The 17,899-nt window shown below is 65.8% G+C and carries 13 protein-coding genes; 5 read left to right on the top strand and 8 right to left on the bottom strand.

Annotated features, from left to right (window positions below; all coding sequences use genetic code 11):
- The first annotated feature begins 69 nt into the window (after window positions 1–69).
- The 3 genes from AAF604_15405 (at window position 70) to AAF604_15395 (ending at window position 6,092) form a co-directional block, all read left to right on the top strand.
- Window positions 70–984, top strand: a complete 915-nt coding sequence (locus AAF604_15405) for an ABC transporter ATP-binding protein (protein MEM7051056.1) — start codon at window positions 70–72, stop codon at window positions 982–984.
- The gene (locus AAF604_15400; GenBank protein MEM7051055.1) at window positions 981–4,529 is read left to right on the top strand and encodes an ABC transporter permease subunit; all 3,549 of its coding nucleotides are present in this window, start codon (window positions 981–983) and stop codon (window positions 4,527–4,529) included. Before AAF604_15405 ends, AAF604_15400 begins: the two co-directional genes overlap by 4 nt.
- Window positions 4,530–5,129: 600 nt before the next feature.
- Window positions 5,130–6,092: a hypothetical protein gene (locus AAF604_15395; protein MEM7051054.1), complete on the top strand. Its 963-nt coding sequence runs from the start codon at window positions 5,130–5,132 to the stop codon at window positions 6,090–6,092.
- On the opposite strand, the gene AAF604_15390 is transcribed toward AAF604_15395, so the two are convergent.
- Window positions 6,086–7,303: a hypothetical protein gene (locus AAF604_15390; GenBank protein ID MEM7051053.1), complete on the bottom strand. Its 1,218-nt coding sequence runs from the start codon at window positions 7,301–7,303 to the stop codon at window positions 6,086–6,088. The two genes, AAF604_15395 and AAF604_15390, sit on opposite strands and share 7 nt — an antisense overlap.
- Between AAF604_15390 and AAF604_15385 the strand changes: the two genes are divergently transcribed.
- Complete coding sequence (locus AAF604_15385) at window positions 7,196–8,251, top strand: CARDB domain-containing protein (GenBank protein ID MEM7051052.1); 1,056 nt, start codon at window positions 7,196–7,198, stop codon at window positions 8,249–8,251. The two genes, AAF604_15390 and AAF604_15385, sit on opposite strands and share 108 nt — an antisense overlap.
- A gap of 41 nt (window positions 8,252–8,292) precedes the next feature.
- Here the strand turns inward: AAF604_15385 and AAF604_15380 are convergent, their stop codons facing one another.
- The 3 genes from AAF604_15380 to AAF604_15370 form a co-directional block, all read right to left on the bottom strand.
- The gene (locus tag AAF604_15380; GenBank protein MEM7051051.1) at window positions 8,293–8,514 is read right to left on the bottom strand and encodes a helix-turn-helix transcriptional regulator; all 222 of its coding nucleotides are present in this window, start codon (window positions 8,512–8,514) and stop codon (window positions 8,293–8,295) included.
- A complete protein-coding gene (locus AAF604_15375; protein ID MEM7051050.1) occupies window positions 8,511–8,939 on the bottom strand; it encodes a hypothetical protein in 429 nt (142 codons plus the stop codon). Before AAF604_15375 ends, AAF604_15380 begins: the two co-directional genes overlap by 4 nt.
- A gap of 163 nt (window positions 8,940–9,102) precedes the next feature.
- Entirely contained in the window at window positions 9,103–10,095 is a 993-nt protein-coding gene (locus tag AAF604_15370; GenBank protein ID MEM7051049.1) for an MBL fold metallo-hydrolase, read from the bottom strand.
- Between the two features lie 130 nt (window positions 10,096–10,225).
- On the opposite strand from AAF604_15370, the gene AAF604_15365 reads away from it, so the two are divergent.
- On the top strand, window positions 10,226–11,668 hold the full coding sequence (locus AAF604_15365) for a sulfatase-like hydrolase/transferase (GenBank protein MEM7051048.1): 1,443 nt from the start codon (window positions 10,226–10,228) through the stop codon (window positions 11,666–11,668).
- Here the strand turns inward: AAF604_15365 and AAF604_15360 are convergent.
- The 4 genes from AAF604_15360 to AAF604_15345 form a co-directional block, all read right to left on the bottom strand.
- Window positions 11,648–13,420, bottom strand: a complete 1,773-nt coding sequence (locus tag AAF604_15360) for a serine hydrolase (GenBank protein ID MEM7051047.1) — start codon at window positions 13,418–13,420, stop codon at window positions 11,648–11,650. The two genes, AAF604_15365 and AAF604_15360, sit on opposite strands and share 21 nt — an antisense overlap.
- 161 nt (window positions 13,421–13,581) lie before the next feature.
- Window positions 13,582–15,846, bottom strand: a complete 2,265-nt coding sequence (locus AAF604_15355) for an ankyrin repeat domain-containing protein (protein MEM7051046.1) — start codon at window positions 15,844–15,846, stop codon at window positions 13,582–13,584.
- Window positions 15,843–16,238, bottom strand: coding sequence for a BlaI/MecI/CopY family transcriptional regulator (locus AAF604_15350; protein MEM7051045.1), 396 nt, complete (start codon window positions 16,236–16,238; stop codon window positions 15,843–15,845). Before AAF604_15350 ends, AAF604_15355 begins: the two co-directional genes overlap by 4 nt.
- A 103-nt stretch (window positions 16,239–16,341) precedes the next feature.
- Window positions 16,342–17,466 (bottom strand): aminopeptidase, encoded by a 1,125-nt coding sequence (locus tag AAF604_15345; protein ID MEM7051044.1) that lies wholly within the window; start codon window positions 17,464–17,466, stop codon window positions 16,342–16,344.
- Window positions 17,467–17,899 lie beyond the last annotated feature (433 nt).

Raw genomic sequence — 17,899 nt, 5'->3', positions numbered from 1 at the left:
AGATCGATATTTCGGCGCTGGTCGCCGGGTACCGCTCAAGGCAAATCAGACATTGCGAGGGGAGGACTCATGCTCGAGATTCGAGATCTGGTGAAGGTGTATCCAGGATCCGTGACGGCTCTGAAGGGAATTCGACTGGAGTTGCCGCGCGGGATGTTCGGTTTGCTCGGTCCCAATGGCTCCGGCAAGACCACATTGATGAGGATCTTGGCCGGTCTTCTCGAGCCCACCTCCGGCCAGGTTTTCTGGGATGGCGTCGAGGTCACCGGCCGTCCCGAGCTGATCTGGCCGCGCCTTGGCTACCTGCCCCAGGATTTCGGTTTTTATCCTCACCTCAGCGGTGAGGCGATGCTCCTCCACCTGCTGCGCCTCAAAGGGGTCGAGGCCCCGGCCGGCCTGGCGAAGCTCTGCACCGAGCTGTTGGCCCGGGTCAATCTCACCCACGCCGCCGAGCGCAAGGTCAAAGGCTACTCCGGCGGCATGCGACAGCGCCTCGGCATCGCCCAGGCGATCGCCGGTGATCCGGACCTGGTGATCGTCGACGAGCCGACGGCGGGACTCGATCCGGAAGAGCGGGTGCGCTTCTATCGCCTGCTCTCGGAGCTCGCCGAGGAGCGCACGGTGCTGCTGTCGACTCACATCGTCGAGGACGTCGCCGTCCTCTGCCCGCGGCTGGCGGTTATTCGGCAGGGCCGGCTGGTGCTCCAAACCACTCCCGGTCAAGCGCGGCAGGATCTCGCTGGGCGGGTTTTCGAGGGGATGGTGCCGGCGGCTCGTCTCGAAGAGCTGGCACAGCGCTTCCGGGTGACTCGAACCCATCTCGTCGAAGGGCGCAACGTGGTGCGCTTGCATCTCCCCACGGGGCAGCCTCCGGAGGGCTTCGAGCCGGTCGAGGCGACCCTCGAAGACGCCTACTTCGTGCTCATGCGCCAGGCCGAGCAGGCCGAGACGGCGGGTCCCCGGCGGGTGGAGGCTTCGTCGTGAGCGGCCAGCGCCTGTTCGCCGTCCTGAGGCAGGATCTGCGCCGTCACCTGTCGGCACCGATCTTCTGGATTCTGCTTCTGCTCGTTTTCTTCCTCACCGCCAGCCTCAACACCTCGGCGATGTTGGGTACGGGCTCGTCGGCGATCGGCGGGGTCAAGCCCTTCATGAACTCGCAGTACGCCCTTTCCTACCTCTTCATCGTCACCGGTTTTCTCGGCTATCTGCTGTTCTCCGGCATCCTGTCGGGGCTGGCGGTGGTGCGGGACGACGAGGCCAAGCTCTCGGAGCTTCTGCACAGCACGCCCCTGAGGGCCAGCGAGTACATCCTCGGCAAGCTCGGAGGGGCGCTGGCGGCCCTCGCCTTGGCCTTGACCCTGCAGGTGGCCTTCGCGATGGCGATTCTGCAGCTCGGCCATGGTGAAGATCTGCGGGGACCTTTCTCTTTGGCCAATTACCTGGTGCCGGCCCTGCTGTTCGCGGTTCCTCAGATCTGGTTCGTGGCGGTTCTTTCCTTTGCCGTCGGCGAGCGCACTCGCCGGCCTTTGGTGGCCTTTCTGGTGCCTTCGGCGATGTTCCTCAGCGGTCTGTTCTTCTTTTGGAGCTTCAATCCGAGTTGGCTGCCGGCATCCGTCGACCGCTGGCTGCAGGTGCTCGACCCGTCCGCCTTCCGCTGGCTGCGCGGCTCGCTCCTGACGGTGGATCGCGGTGCAGAGTTCTACAACACCACTGCCGTCGCCTACGACAGCACCTTCTGGCTCAATCGCCTGTGGGTGATGGCGGTGCCGCTGCTGGCGGTGGTCGCTGCGATCCGCCATTGCCGCCGTCACGGGGCGGTGGCGGTCCCTCGGCGATTCTCTTTGCGCTGGTGGCGGCGGTCTTCTGAGGGGGTGGCGCCGAAGATCTCGGAGCAGCCCCTGGCCGATCTGCGGATGACCGTTTCGGCTCCCGGATTCATGCGCTCGATGTGGCGCGTGCTGGTCGGCGAGCTGCGCGAGCTGGTCGCTCAGCCGGGTGTCTTCGTGGTGCTACCGCTGGTGATGTCCTTGATGCTCGAAGAGGGCATCGGCCGCAGCGGTCCGTTGGGGGCGCCGCTGTTGGTGACCGCCGGCAATCTCGCCGTCGGCGCCCTCGAGATGCTGGGGTTCCTGCTCGCCCTGGTGCTGCTGTTCTTCACCACCGAGGCGATGGTGCGGGACCAGACGACGCGCTTCGACGCCCTGCTCTACAGCTCGCCCGTCGGCACCGCTGCGCTGCTCGTTGGACGGTCTCTGGCTGGTGCCGTGGTCGCCGTCGCCTTGATCCTCGGCTGCCTGGCGGTCAGCGCCACGATACTCGCTTTTCAGGAAGGGGGTCACTTCGAGCTCTGGCCTCTGCTGGTGGTGTGGGGGCCGGTGCTCCTTCCCACCTACTTGGTCTGGAACGCCTTCGTGGTGCTGCTGTTCGCCCTGCTGCGCAATCGCTACTTGACCTACGCGGCCGGCATCTCGGCACTGGTGGCGAGCGTCTTCGCCCACGTCAGCGGCAAGATGACCTGGCTCACCAATTGGGATCTCTGGGGCACCATTCCCTGGACCGATCTCGGTCCCTTCGCATTCCACGGTCGGGGCCTGTTGCTCAACCGCTTGCTGATGGTCTCCCTGGCGCTGCTCTTCACCGCCCTCGCCGTCGAGCTCTTCGCTCGCCGCCAGACGGACGTCGTCCAGGTGGCGCAACGGCGCCGCGCGCGGGCCCTCGGGCGGCGGGTGCTGCGGCTGGCTCCTGTTGCGCTCCTGCCCGTGTTGGCGTCGGGCGTGCTCGCCTACGAGATTCGCAATGGCTACCAGGGCCCGCAGGCGGAGAAGCTCGCCAAGCAGTACTGGCGCCAGAACTACGCCACCTGGAAGGACTACCGGCCGCCGGCGGTCTCCCATGTCGACCTCGACCTCGACCTCGATCCGGCGGGTCGGTCCGTCGACATGCAGGGGTTCTATTCGCTGGTCAACGACACTCCGCAGGCGATGGAGCGGCTGGCCTTCACCGTCGGCCAGTCCTTCGAGAACATCGCTTGGCGTTGGAACGGCGAGGAGATTGCCTCCGAAGATCGCTCCGGTCTGCACGTCTTGACACCGCCGCAGCCTCTGGAGCCCGGGGGCGAAGGGCGTTTGGACTTCTCTTTCCGCTCGGTGTTCCCGCGAGGTGTCTCCCGCAACGGCGGCGGAGCCTCTCAGTTCGTTCTGCCGTCCGGCGTGCTGCTGTCGGTGCGCGGAACGGACTTCATCCCTTTACCCGGCTACCTGTCTTGGATCGGGGTCGATCGTGAGAATCGGCCGGAGCCGGCCGAAGTCCCGAAGGACTTCTGGCGTCAAGAGCTCGAGCCCATCTCCGGCAACTCGCGGGCCTTCACCACCCGGGTCGAGGTGACGGCGCCGAGCGAGTACACGGTCAACTCGGTGGGCGTGAAGACCGCGGCGCGCTCCGAGGATGGCCAGACGACGGTGGTGTGGGAGAGCGACTATCCGGTGCGCACCCTCAACCTGATCGCCGGGCGCTGGGAGGTGCGACGGCAGGGCGGCGCGGCGATCTTCTATCACCCGACCCACGACGCCAACGTCGACGAGATGCTGCACACCCTGGCGCAGGCGCGGGAAAAGTTCTCGCAGTGGTTCTTCCCCTACCCTTGGGAAGAGCTGCGGATCAGCGAGTACCCGGCCTACCTTCAGAACGCGCAGGGCTTTCCCACCAACATTCCGTTCTCGGAGAGCCTCGGCTTTCTCACCAAGAGCGACCCCCACTCCCGCTTGGCCTCTCTGGTGACGGCCCACGAAGCCGCTCACCAATGGTGGTTCAACCTGCTGGTGCCGGGGGAGGGACCCGGGGCCGACGTCTTGATCGAGGGCATGGCGCACTTCTCGGCGTTGGTTCTGCTCGAAGACATCCGGGGTCCGCAGGGGCGCATCGAGACCGCCAAGCGTTTCGAAGAGCGCTATGTCAGAAACCGGCGCCTCGACTCGGAGCGGCCTCTGGTGGAGACGGAAGAGCACTGGCCCGGCGACGAGACGGTGATCTTCGAGAAGGGCGGCTGGGCGCTCTGGATGCTGCACGACCATCTCGGTCCGGAAGCTTCCTTCGCCGGCATTCGCGCCTTCGTGGAGCGCTACCACGAAAGCGGCGACTATCCGGCCCTGCACGACTACCTCGCCTTCTTGGAGCCCTATGCCGCCGACAGGCAAGCCTTTCGGGCGCTCGTCGACCAGTGGTTTTTCGAGGTGGTGCTGCCCGAGTACCGTCTCCAGGAGGTCGAGGTGGTGGCTCAGGACGGGAGCTGGCAGGTGCAGGCCGTGCTCGAGAACGTCGGTACCGGCCGTGCCACCGTCGAGGTCGCTGCCGAGGTCGGTGAACGCTTCGCCGAGGAGGGCTTCCGCGAGGGTCGGACGGCGGTCGAGCTCGGCGCCGGCGAACGGCGTCGTCTGTCCTGGACCGTACCCTTCGAGCCGCAGCGGTTGGTGGTCGATCCCGAGGCGCGGGTGCTGCAGCTCCAGCGGTCGAAGGCGATGATCGACCTCTGAGGTTTGGTGGGCGACCGGCGGGCCCTGGTGGCTGCGGGCCCGCCGGCCTCGAAAGCTCAGAAGGTTGGGGTCGAGAACAAGATCTGGTGACGGCCGAGTAGGTGCGGCCCTGGTGGGTGGCGTTGTGGAAGCAGGTCACCGGATAGATGCCCGGAGCCACGATCGAGCCGCTCCAGCCACCGACTTCGACGAAGCCGACCGTCAGACTCAGACCCTTGGTCGATGCCCTGGCTAGGCAAGGCGAAAACCATTCTTCGCAAGTCTTGGTCCCGCTCTGGTAAGACTTCGAGCTTCGTCGAATCCCTCTTCGCCCAGCGTTTTCGCCTCCGCTCGCGGAATCGGCGTCGGCACGGGGCGCCTTGCGATAGCCACGCAAGGTGCCACAACTTGCGAACGACCTGCCTGTTCTCGAGACTCATGCTGGTCGGCCTGACCTGAGTAGGTAGCGGTTGTCGTTCTGGGGACTCCTTCGAGATCAAGCTGCTCGCCTCACCAGTGTAGGTCGGTCACCTTCAGTGCCCGGTCGATGGGCTGGAACTGAAGGTGGCGACCAACTTGTTGGTCGTCAGTTCAGGTTCATCACGAATAGGAGATCCGACTGTGAAGACTTCTGTATTGGCGGCAGCTCTTCTGCTCTCAGTACTCTCGGCCAGCGCCTCGGGACAGCTCGATTCGGACTATGAAATTCCGGAGGACCTGCGAGGGGACAGCTCGCCAAGCGAGCCTCCTCAATCTGAGGACGACTTGCGGCGTACCCGCGATGCGCTCTACGGACGATCCTTGACCGATTGGCAGCATGAGGAGGTCCGTTCCTGGAGAACCGAGAACCCTGAGTGGTGGCTTGGCAGTGAACGAGGGACCGTGGCGTTGGCGCGGGAGCAGGAGATTGCTGCTCTTGTTCGCGAGACTCGAGTTGAGGACCTCGCTTCGGCTCTCGATGGAGCCGAGATTGCGTACGGGCTTACGGTGGAGCATATCCAGCCTGTCGATGGTGGCTCTCTCCTGACGTCGGTGGTCATCTCGGCCGATGTTGCGAAGCGGCCCGATCTCTTCCCATTGAGTGGCGCCATCATCCGGTTTGCGGATGCCTATCTGGAAGCCGACGACGCGGAAAGGAAGGGGTACTTCGCTCGGCTCATTGAGCCCTCTCGGGATGGTCTGTCGGGACCTGAGCTGATGAGCTTGCAGGCGGAACTCGAGCTGGTGCTCGAGCGAGAGCTCGAAGACCATGCGGCAGCTTTCAGGGGGGCCGTCGAGGTTCCGATTGTCGCTCTTAGAGCTGATTTCCTTGGTGAGCGGAGTGTTCTTCTGGACGAGGACTCTTGGTTGCAGTCGCTCTCAGCGGCTCGGCGAGCGACGACGGACATTGACGATGCAGCCGCGAGGGCAATCGTGGATTCGCTTGGTGAGCCCCTGCGCTCGGGTCTGCTCGAGTTCCTGGTGAAATGGCATCACAGCTCGCGAGTGTCACGGGTTTACCTCACCGATGTCGGCGCTGCACAGTTCCTCGAGATCGCTCGGCAAGGCTTGGCTCTGGACCTCCCTTGGGACGGGCTTCAGTAATGCGCCTCGGTCATCGAATCGCCAAGTTTGCGCATCCGGCCATCGGGTTGCTCGTCGTCTTGTTGTGGCTCTTCGCTCCCCCTACTGCACGCTCGCAGTATGTGATGCAGATCACCGAGGGCCCGATCGAGTCGTTCGACAACGGGATCTTTGGTTTCGACGGCAAGACGAACGGAAAATGGGACGTCTATCAGAGAGCTTCGGCCAGCATACCGTTGGAGGGAATCTATCCCTTTATCGTGTTCCTCAATCCTCCGGAGCTCGGGGCTTTCTTGGTCAGTGCCAGCCATAGTTTTGTTGAACCGATGAAGAGCGAGCCCGAGGAGAGTGGTGTCCTTAGCGACATCTATCGAGATTTCTTCGAGCTGCTGGATGGATTGACTCAGCCGAACGATTCCGACGTCTGTTTCGCCGTGAGGCCAGGGCCCAGATTTCGGGGAAGACCGAATCATTGCACCGTCAAAGTGGACCATACCTGGACCGGCCTTCGAGCTGGCGGCTACAGGGTGACCGGTGCATTCGAGGCGAAGCTCAGCCTTCTCTTTGTTCCTCAGCCGATCAAGGATCTCACGATCGACTGGAACTCTCTGCTTCCCCGCGACTCTGTTCTGACGTTCACTCCGGAGGCTCGGTTGCCTTGTCGGTTGGGGCAGGTTTACAATCGAGCCAAGAGAGTCTGCGAGTGCCCTCATCCGCAAGTGTTCAATCGACATCTCGATCGATGTGAAACACGAGTGGCCGGTGGTGGCGAACCTCCGCCGCCCCCGCCTCCACCTCCGCCACCGCGATGCGTGACGGACGAATGCCGCTGCCAGCAGGGCATTGGCGGGTTCGATCTCTGCTGGGAGTGCATTGGACGTGAACCGCGGAATCTGACGCACTGTTTCGTCGTCGGATTTCGAGTTGACGGAATTCCGATCGTTGAGTGTGTTCAGGTCGATGATGGATATGCCACGGAGTGTTCCGAACGTTATCCCAGGATCGGTTCCCCTTGGGGATGGAAACGCAGGATGTGTACCGATGGTGAGAGGTGGGCAGTTTGCACGGATGACGCTGGGAACCAGCTGCCATTCGTGAACGAAGAAGAAGTGCCTCTTCACCATGTGGAATGGCTCTTCCCGCCTTGTCACCGTGCTGTTTCCGGAACCCTTATCACTCCTTGCGAGGGGAGTCCTCTGGATCCCGACCTGGTGATCACAGAGCTCAGCCATAGCCCTGCTTCTCCGGAAGCCGGTGAGTCGGTGGATGCGACCCTTCGGGTGAGAAACCTGGGTCCTGCAGTCGCTCCGAACACCCGCTTCAGACTCCGCTTCAGCGGAGGTGGAGTGACTCGCGAGTCAGTTCTATGGGTGGGCAGTCTGGCTTCGGGAGCGGAGCGTAGCTTCGTGGTCCGTTCGCTCGACTCCGGATTCGGCGTCGCCCTTGGCTCGAATCGGATCGAGGTGACTGTCGATTCTCACGACGAGTTGCTCGAAGGTCGAGAAGACAACAACTATAAGGAAATCTCGTTCATCGGTGTGTCTGCTTCGACTTCCGGTATCGATTTCCGGATTCGAGATTTGGATTTCAGCCCGCAGCACCCTGTTGAAAGGGAACGAGTCACGGTGACGTTCGACACTGTCAACAGTGGTTCGCTGGCGGCATCGGAGACGAAGGTTCGGCTGGCAGTCTTGGACCCGACAGGAAACTATGTGGTCAATGAGCTCGTTCCGGTGGATGCTCTCGAAGCGATGACGAGTCGCGAAGAAGAGTTTTCCTTCGTGGGCTGGGCCCCGGGTCTCTATTCTCTGGTCGTGACCATGGATCCGACAGAGGAAGTCGCGGAATCGAGGGAAGAGAACAACTCTTTCTTTGTGACTGTGGATTTTGCTGAAGAGGCGCTCTGTTTGCCTTGCACCTCCGGTGCGCCCAACAACGAGGTTGGAGCAACCCTGTGCTTGGAGCACAGCAATCCGGTTTTCCCGCCATCCGCTGGCGCGCAGTGGATTTGCAGAGGGGTCAGGGCGGATGGCTCAACCTGCGTGCCTAGCGGTAATCATCCCAACGGTTGGGGATTTCACCAGCCTCGTTGTCCCGATTCGGCGAGCCTACCTCCGGGGTGGCACCCGGACGTTTGTGGGAATGTAGGTATCTGCCCCGGTTTGGGAACCGCGCCTTAGGGACGCTGGTTCCTCAGCTCTTCGGTCGCTCGAGCGAGTGCTCAACGCTCGAGCGACCGCTGTTGGTTCGGCTCTCGATCCTCGAAGATCTCCTCGATGGCGAGCTCGAAGAGGCGGGCGATGCGGAAGGCCAGGGGCAGGCTGGGGTCGAACTTGCCGGTTTCGATGGCGTTGACCGTTTGGCGCGAGACGCCGAGCTCCTGGGCCAGGCGGGCTTGGGTCCAGTTGCGCTCGGCCCGCAGTACCTTGAGGCGGTTTTTCACGAGTAGCGCCGCATGCCCACGAGGACGGCGATGCTGTAGGTCACCATCATCACGACGATCAGATTGGGGACCTCGGCGAGATCGGTGAGGCCAGCGCGCGCCAGAGGCCAGCTGGTGATCCCGACGACCAGGCCGATGCCCATGGCGATGGCGAGGGCATCGAGCTCGACCTTGCGGCGCAGCTCGTCCGCCTCGCGCAGAAAACGTCGATAGGCCATCACCGTCCCCAGGCCCACCAAGCCAGTGGCGATGGCGGCGACCGCCGCCCACCAACCGTGAGTGATCCACTCTTTCTCGATTGCGACGCTGAGGGCGAGCCAGGGAAGCAACCAGGCGAACATCCAGAGGTTGACGACCCGGCCGTTGCGGCGATCCGTGGTTGTGCTGCCACAGTCCGACCAAGAGGATTTTTGGTCTTCGGTCATTGCTTCCGACTCCTTCTGAAGTCAAGTGTCATTGACATCAAGGAGGATATGGAGCAGTGGCTTTCTTGTCAAGTACGCTTGTCTTATGGTCTCAGCGTCGGGCGCCCGTCCCGAAGGCTGACGCACTGCGTCGGAAGCGGTTGAATCAAGCGCGTCGAAGGCCCTACTTCGTGATCACCGAGAAGCCGTCGAAGCGAAACTCGCGGTTGCCATCGCTGATGACGCTCGGCTCCATGCCGCCGGCGATGCGCTCGAAGGCGTCGCGCAGGCGCAGTAGGTAGTGACTCTCCACCAGCGGCACGTTGTGCCCCGGCAGCAGCCACTCGACCTGCGGCTCGAGGGTGGCGAGGCGGCGCGTGGTCTCGAGGTAGCGGTCGAAATCGGAGCCCTCGAGGTGGGTGTAGAGGGGGGCGAGGTAGAAGGTGTCGCCGACGAACAGCAAGCCGTTGGCGCGGTCCAGGAGACAGAGCGCGTCCGGCGCATGGCCGGGCGTCAGGAGGACCTCCAAAACCCGGCCGCCGAGGTCGAGGCGCTCGCCGTCGGTCAGGGTTCGGCGGATGGAGAAGGGCCGAATGGCGTAGCTCTCCGGCGCGAATCCGGTCGGCGTCGACTTCCAGATCCAGCCGGGGCCGACGAACTCCGCGACCTCCTCGTGGGCCAGGCCTTCGGCGCGCGCGATGGTGTAGTCGGTGGCCGGGCTGAGCACCGTGTCGAAGGCGTGGTTGCCGCCGATGTGATCGTAGTGGCTGTGGGAGTTGACCACCGTCAGCGGCAGGTCCGTCAGCTCGCCGACCAGGCGAGCCATGTCGCCGATGCCGAGGCCGGTGTCGAAGAGCAGGGCCCGCTCATCGCCGAGGACGAGGTAGGAGATGACCTCCTCGAACTGGCCCGGCTCGTAGATCGCCAACACCCCCGGCCGCACGCGATAGACCTCGAACCAGTCCTGGGACTGGTCGATCTTCTCGAAGGCTTGCCAGGCGGGGCGCGGCAACGATCGCCACCACTCGTCTTTGCCCTCGCCGCGATTGACGACCTGTTGGTTCTGGTGATCCGGAGGATGGATCGCGCAGCCGCCGAGCAGCGCGACGGCACCCAGGGCGAGACCGACGAGCGAGCCGAGTCGGCGGATTGGAAAAGGCAGCTGAAAACGTTGCATCGCCGAAGCCAGGGTATCAGCCCCGCCTGGGAAGGCCGGGGCCTTGGAGGCCTAGACAAGGGCCTCTCCGAAGCCGTACCACCGGGCGGAATCTCGATGGCAGGACGGGCTAAGTCCAGGAGGTGATTCGATGGTGCAGAGCGAGCGATCCCGTGGTTGGGCGGTGTGGGCGATGGTCGTCGCCTGTGTGTACTCGGGAGGCTGGGCCGAGGCGGACGCAGGGGAGGACCGGGTTGCCAGCGAGCGGCCGAACATCCTCTTCATCACTTCCGATGACCACCGTTGGGATGCCCTGGGGGCGGCGGGAAACCCGGCGGTGCATACCCCCCATCTCGACCGCCTGGCCCGGCAGGGCATCTATTTCCCGCAGGCGACCACCAGCGTCTCGCAGTGCTTGCCGGTGCGCGCTTCGCTGCTCACCGGCCTGCTCTCCCATCAGCACGGGGCCTATGCCCATCAGAACCAGGCGCCACGGGCTCGCCGGCCCGATTCCTTCAGCGACCTCCCGACGGTGCCGTCGCTGCTCCGAGGTCAAGGCTACGAGACCGTTTTGGTGGGCAAGTGGCACCTCGCTTCGGACCCCTGGAAGGTTGGGTTTTCGCAGACGCGGGTGTGGTTGCCGACCGGCGGCGAAAAATTCAAGGGGGCTCGCCTTTGCCACGGCGAGAGTCGCGAGCGCAAGCTGGTCGCCGGCTTCACCCAGGAGGTCTTCGCCGACTCGGCGATCGATTTTCTGACCGGTGAGCAGGCTCAGAAAGGGCCCTTCATGCTGTGGCTGGCCTTCACCGCGCCGCACGGGCCCTTCGCGCCGAATCCGCCCCACATCGAAGCGCTCTATGCCGCCAAGACCATCGCCGAGCTATTGCCCGCGGGCTTCCCGACGGATGTCGAGATGAACGACTGGCTGCACTACTACGAAGCCGTTTCGGCCCTCGATGAGCAGGTCGGAAGGGTGTTGGCGGCCCTCGACGAGGCCGGCCTCGCCGAGTCGACGGTGGTGGTGTTTTTCGGCGACAACGGCTTCATGATGGGAGAGCGCGGCATCGGCTCGCGTGGGGCCGCCGGCAAGGTGGTGCCCTATGAGGGTTCCCTACGGGTGCCGCTGATCGTGCGTGCGCCATCCCAGGCGGGGTTCCAGGGCACCTCCCAGGCCGCCCTTTCGGGCCTCGACCTGCCGCCGACGATGGTCGCCCTGTCGGGGGCGGAGATCCCGACCCATTGGCCCGGGCGCAATGCCCTGCCGGCCTTGCGACAGCCGCGGGTGGAAGGGTTTTCGGAGGCCTTTGCGGAGTGGTCCGACGAGGCTACCGAACGCTTCCTCCCCTGGGTCTTTCGTGCCGTGCGCACGCCGCGCCACAAGCTGATCCTGTTTCGCGACGAGGCCCGCGGGCGCGAGCTCTACAACCTCGAGGCGGATCCGCGAGAAGGCGACAACTTGATCCGGGATCCGGCCCATCGGGCGACGGCGGAGCGTCTGGAGAAACAGCTCCGCGCCTGGATGGAACAACACGACGATCCCGCCCTCGCCTGGCCCGTGCTGGCCGACGAGGGCTCAGCCGTCGCCGGACCTTAGCTTGGCGATCTGGTCGCGGGCGTTGTCGTTCTCCGGGTTGAGCTCGAGGGACTTCTGGTAGTTGGCGATCGCTTCTTCTTTCTCGCCGAGGATCATGCAGGCTTCACCCAGGCTGTCCCAAGTGTTGTAGGCCTGCGGGAACAGGCGGGTATTGAGCTCGAAGACTCGGCGTGCCTTGTGGTGGGCGTCGGCTTGGAGATAGCGGTAGCCGAAGCCGTTGATGCGCCCTTCGATCTCGCCCCGGCGCTGGTCGGTAATCAGGGCGCGAATCGCCTTCTCGGTCTTCTTGGGGCGCTCGAAGAGGGCGAGGAGCGTGCGGCCGAGCTCGACCCCGAGGCCTTCCTCGTCGGCGATCAGGGCCTTCAGGCGGCGCTCGGTGGCGCCGTCGCCGCGTACCGACGCCATCACGGCGCCCTGCAGGATGGTGTCGGCGTCGGCGACGCCGGCGATCTTCCCGGAAGCGTCGCGGATCACTCGGTAGCGATCGTAGCTGTCTTCCTCGAGGAGCCAGTCTCCGCCTTGCGGGAAGTGCTCGAAGGTGCCGGCGGCGGGGGAGTGCATGATCAGCCGGCCGTCCTGATTGCGGGCCTCGACGCGGGTGCGCTCCGGCAAACCGAGGGGCGCCGGCGGGAAGGCGTACTCGCCGACCAGCTCGGCGACCAGGGAGCTCTGCCCGGGGGCTGATTCGAGCGCCTTGCTCGCCGCGCCGAGGGGTACCAGCCGCGGATTGTCGGCGGCCTCGCCGCGGCGCGCCGCGATCACCATCTCCATCAGGTCGAGCAGCTCCTGGTACTCGGTGCCCTCGCCGCGATAGGTGTTGGCCCGGTTGACGATCACCATGTCGATGTCCGGCAGCGCCACGATCATCTGGCGGCCGACGCCGCGGGCGGCGACGAAGCCGTGCTCGGCGAAACGCGGCTCGAGGGCCACCCACCACATGAAGCCGTAGCCGAACTGCTCGTTGTCCTTCGAGTAGAGGGCGGTGCTGCGCCGCACCCACTGGCGCGACAGGATCTGCTCATCCCCCCAGCGTCCGTCGCGGGCGAACAGCAGCCCGAAGCGGGCGGCATCCCGGGCCGACATGCGGAAGGGGTAGGCGGGGTGCTCGGACTTGTCTCGCTCGTAGTGGAAGTAGCCGTCGCTGAGGCGCCAGTCTTCCATCGCGAGGGGCCTGGCGAAGTGCTCGTCGAAGGCTTCGAAGACGGTGTCACCGGTCTCCTTCTCGAGGATCGTCGCGAGGGTGTTGAAGTCCCAGTTGTTGTAGGCGAAGTAGCGTCCGGGACCTTCGCTGCCGCGCGGCCGGGAGTCGGTGCGGCCGGCATAGGCGGCAGGGTGGAAAACGCCCGAGCGAGCTTTCAGCAGATCCAGGATCCGGGCCTGTTTTTCGCTCTCCAGGAGGCCGTCGCCGAGGTCGTCGATACCGACGTCGGCGAGGGTCTTGTTGAGCTCCATCTGGTCGCGATCCCAGTAGATGCCGTAGAGCGCCGAAAGGAAGCTCTTGCGCACCGAGTGGCACATGAAGCGGCGATCGGTCTCGCCCCAGGAGGCGACCACGGCACCGTCGGCGATCACCATGAAGGCCGACGACGAGAGCTCCCGCCAGCGTTCCTCGGCAGCGGCCAGGGCGGCGACGTCGAAGCCCGCCTCGGCGGGGTTGGCGTAGGCCATCCAGCGATCGCCGGGTACGCGGTCCGACGCCAGTGTAGGAAGGGACGGGAAAAGCAGGAACGCGGCGATCAGCCATCGGGCCATGGCAAGTCCTCCAGCGGTGGTGCCTCGCCGACCCCGCCCTACCGGGCGGGCGGCGAACCGAGCTGTGAGCGAAGCGGAGCTCAGCGGTGGACGAGGCTCCCCCTCGCACCACCGCTGAACAAGCTTACGCATTTGGAGACTTCGGGTTGAGGGCGTGGGCCTTACGGACGGGCTCCCGCCGAGCGGAGGTAAGCCGCGACCTCCTGGTGGCCGAAGAGCTCGGCGCGGTTGAGGGGGGTGCGAATCTCGCCGTCGGCGCGCACTCGGGCGTTGACGTCGGCGCCGGCCGAGTGGAGAAACTGAACCGCCTCCAGATGACCCCTGGCGGAGGCTTGGATCAGGGCGTTTTCGTCTCCCTTGACCACCTGGTCGACCTCGGCCCCGGAGCGGATCAGCAGCTCGAGGGCGTCGACGTGACCGCGGGCGGCGGCGGCGATCAAGGGACTGCCGTCGCCGCGCACCCCGCGGTTGACGTTGGCGCCGCGGGCGATCAGTGCCTCGAGCATGGCGAGGTCGCCGCGCGCCGCCGCCTGGATCATGGCATTGCCGTCACCGTCGACTCCGCGGTCGATGTCGGCACCGCGATCGAGGAGCGCCTCGGCGAGCTCGATATCGCCGGCGGCCGCGGCCCGGATCAGCGGGTTGCCGTCGCCTTCGGCGGCCTGGTTGGGGTCGGCGCCGGCGTCGAGGAGCTGCTCGACGAGGGCGCGATCGCCGCGCGCCGCGGCTTGGATCAGGGGGCTGCCGTCGCCGTCACTGAGACCTTCGACCTCGGCGCCGGAGGCGATCAGCAGCTCGACGACCTCGGAGTTGCCCTGGCGAGCGGCTTGAATCAGGGGATTGCCGTCGCCGGCCACGTTCCCGTTGGGCTTGGCGCCGCGGCGCAGGAGCTCTGCGACCAGATCTCGGTCTCCGAGGGCGGCGGCGGCGATCAGGGGGCTGCCGTCGCCGGCGATGCGCTTGTCCGGATCGGCACCGGCGTCGAGCAAGCGATAGGCGACGTCCGGGTGCCCCGAGCGGATCGACTCGATCAGGGCGGTGGCGTCGCCGCGGGGCGCCAGATCGACCTCGGCACCGGCCTCGAGGAGCATGTCGACGACCGCCAGATGGCCGGCGGCGGCGGCGGTGGTGAGGGCGGAGCGCTGCAGCCACGGACCGCGGGGTCCGGCGGTCTCGGTGAGACCGACATCGGCGCCGGCATCGAGCAGCATGGCGACCATGGCCTCGCTGCCGCCGACGGCGGCGACGATCAGCGGCGTGCCCTGGCCGGCGACCCGCAGGTTGACGTCGGCTCCCTCGGCGAGCAGGGCTTCGGCGGCGGCGACGTCGCCGGACGCCACCGCTTGCAGTATTCCGGAATCGTCGCTGGAAGCGATCGCCGGGGTGACTCGCACTCCGGCGAGCAGGCCGACGACGGCGACGCACAACAAAGAGAGAGCGATCTTGCGGAGCTCATTCATGGGAGTTCTCCTCTGTTTCGAGTCCAAGATGGAGCGCACGCGCACCGGAAGTTGGCTGCGGCGGGCCATCGGTAGGGTGGTGACGGGGGTGGGACGAAGGCGCCGCGCCAGGGCGACGAGCTGATCGGCGTAGCGGGTCGGCTCGGCACCGCCGAGCAGAACGCGATCGTCGGCGGCGTGCTCCGCCTCGAGGCTCAGGCGGCGCGCCGCGAGCCAGACCAGGGGGTGAAACCAGTAGGCGGCGCAGGCGACGGTCGCCACCACCTGGGCCAGCCAGTCACGCCGTTCGATATGGGCCAGCTCGTGGATCAGGGCCTGCCGCTGGGCCGCTTTCGTCCACCTCCCGGCTTCCGCTGGCAGGAGGATGGCGGGTCGCCAGAGACCCACCGTGATCGGCACCTCGAGGTGCTCGCTGATCAGCAAACGGACCCGCGCCCGCGGTCCAGCGAGCTGGGCGAAGAGCAGCGCCAGCTCCGCCTCCGCTGCCGGCGTTTTGGCCTGGCGCACCAGGCGGCGGGCGCTGCCCAGGCCGAAGACGAAGGAGAAAACCACCGCCAGGGCGCCGGCGCCGTAGAGGGCGAGGGCGGCCTGCTCGAGGGTGACGCCGGCCGGCCGGCGCGTTGGCCCTTTGGCCGTCGTGGCCTCGGGTGCCGGTGTCCGGACGCCGGCGGCTTCGCGGGGCGGCGGTGGAGCTTGTGGCTCGACGGGCGCCCACTCGATCGGTTTGCTGGGTTGCGCCGGCGGTAGCACCGCGAGCTCGAGGGATGGTGACCAGAGGGTGGCTGCCGGCAGCAGCAACAGACCGAGAACGGTGGCGAGCCAAAGGCCGTGGCGGGTGCTCGCCGAGCGTCGACGCAGCAGCGAGGCCGCGGCGAAGGCGGCGATCAAGAGCAGGGACGCTTGAAACGGCAGTCGGACGAGGGGCTCGGCCGCGAAGAGCTGACCGAGTTGGTGGATGAGGCTCATTCGGACCTCCGGCGCTGGCGTTCTCGATCGATCATGCGGGCGACCTGATCGAGCTCTTCGTCGGAGAGGCGATCGGCGCTGGTGTCGAGCAGCCCACGGACGGCCTGGGCCAGGGAGCTGTCGTAGAAGACCCTCAGCAGGCGGGAAGCGGCCGAGCGCTGCGCCGCTCGGCGCGACACCGCCGGGCGATAGACGTAGCGCAGGTCGCGCTCGATGTGGTCGATGACGCCCTTCTCCTCGAGCTTGACCAGCATCGCCCGCACCGCCGAGTAGCTCGGCGCCTCGGGGAGGCGGCCGCGGACGGTTTCGGCGGAGGCCTCGCGCAGCTCGAGCAGGATGTCCATGATCTGTCTCTCTCGGCGGCTCAACTGGTCGTAGATCGGTTCGCTCATCGGGCGTCCTCCTCTGTTGTGCTACGAAAATAGCACCATGCTTGTTTCATAGCAAGGGGACCCAAACAGGACCTCCTTTCCCAACAAGCCGCCACGCGGCTTCTCAGCAGCCTGCTAGGAGACGGTCCGGGTTGAGGTCGAGGAGCTCGTCGATGACGAACTGGCCGTCCTTGCGGATCAGGCGGTCGTCGAACCAGATCTCGCCGCCGCCCACCTGCGGATCCATCCGCAACACCAAGTCCCAGTGGATCTGGCTGCGGTTGCCGTTGAATGCCTCTTCGTAGGCGTTGCCGGGGGTGAGATGGATGCTGCCGGCGATCTTCTCGTCGAACAGGATGTCGCGCATCGGGGTGGTGATGTGGGGATTGAAGCCGATGGCGAATTCACCGACGTAACGCGATCCCTCGTCGGTGTCGAGAACCTGCTCGAGGTGGGCGGTGTCGTTGCTGCTGGCGGCGACGATCCTGCCGTTTTCGAACTCCAGGCGGATGTCGTTGTGAGCCACGCCCTGGTAGATGGTCGGGGAGTTGAACTGGATGGTGCCTGCGATGCTGTCGCGCACCGGGGCCGTGAACACCTCGCCATCGGGGATGTTGGCGCGGCCATCGCACGGAATGGCGGGAATGTCCCGGATGCTGAAGCGCAGGTCCGTCCCCGGGGCCACCAGGCGCACCCGGTCGGTGCGTTCCATCAGCTCGACCAGCGGCTCCATCGCCTTGGCCATGCGGCTGTAGTCGAGGTTGCAGACCCGGAAGTAGAAGTCCTCGAAAGCTTCCGTCGAGCAGTTGGCGAGCTGTGCCATCGACGGGCTCGGCCAGCGCAGCACGACCCAGCGATGCTCCTTGATGCGAATGTCGAGGTGCACCGGCCGCCAGCACAGGTCGTTGTAAAGGTTCATCTTGTCCTTCGGCACGTCGGACCATTCGGCGATGTTGGGATTGCCGCGCACCCCGATGTAGGCCTGGACCTGCTTCATGCGATGGGCCTCGGTCTCGCCGATGAGCTGCATTTGCTCCGCGCTGGCGGCCAGCATCAGGGCTCGCCAGACGGCCTGACTCTTGAGGGTGACGACGGGGATGGCGCCGGCCGCGCCGACGGTCCGGATGAGCTCGAGGGTGAAGGCTTCGGGGATGTCGATCGCCTCGATCAGGACCTTCTCGCCGGGCTCGAGGGCACAGGAGTAGTGGACGAGGTTCTTGGCCAGCTGCTGGTAGCGCGGATCGGTCATGGGGTCTCCTGTCGGGCTCGAGCGGATGGGGCAGCGGGCAGGTTATTGCAAGCCTTGGCGGGCCGCAAGGCGTCGCGGCCGGTGCTCTTGCTAGCAGGTTGCTGAGGACCTTATCGGCAACCTGCTTCCGGGCCCGAGAGGGCTGGGCGCTCCCGGCCCGGCGGCGGCTCAGTCGCCGCGACGGGAGAGGAGGCCCAAGAACCACGCTTCCTGGGCCGGAGAGGGGCGCTCAGCCCGGGACGCGCAGTCAGGGGCCCGTAGCCCCTCTCGAAATAGACAGCTAGCAGGTTGCTGAAGAAGTCTTGACTCGGGACATCTTTGGTCCTAGAGAGCTCCCGAGCCCGAGGGGCGAGGCGGCGGCAAAGCCGCCGAGGTCGGGGGTGAAGGCGCACGACATGTGCGTGCGCCTGAGGGGGGCGCCTTTAGCCCCCCT

The organism is Acidobacteriota bacterium, from assembly GCA_039028635.1.
GTDB lineage: Bacteria > Acidobacteriota > Thermoanaerobaculia > Multivoradales > JBCCEF01 > JBCCEF01.
The sequence above is the reverse complement of the archived record's forward strand: the minus strand, read 5'-3'. Positions and strand labels throughout refer to the sequence as shown.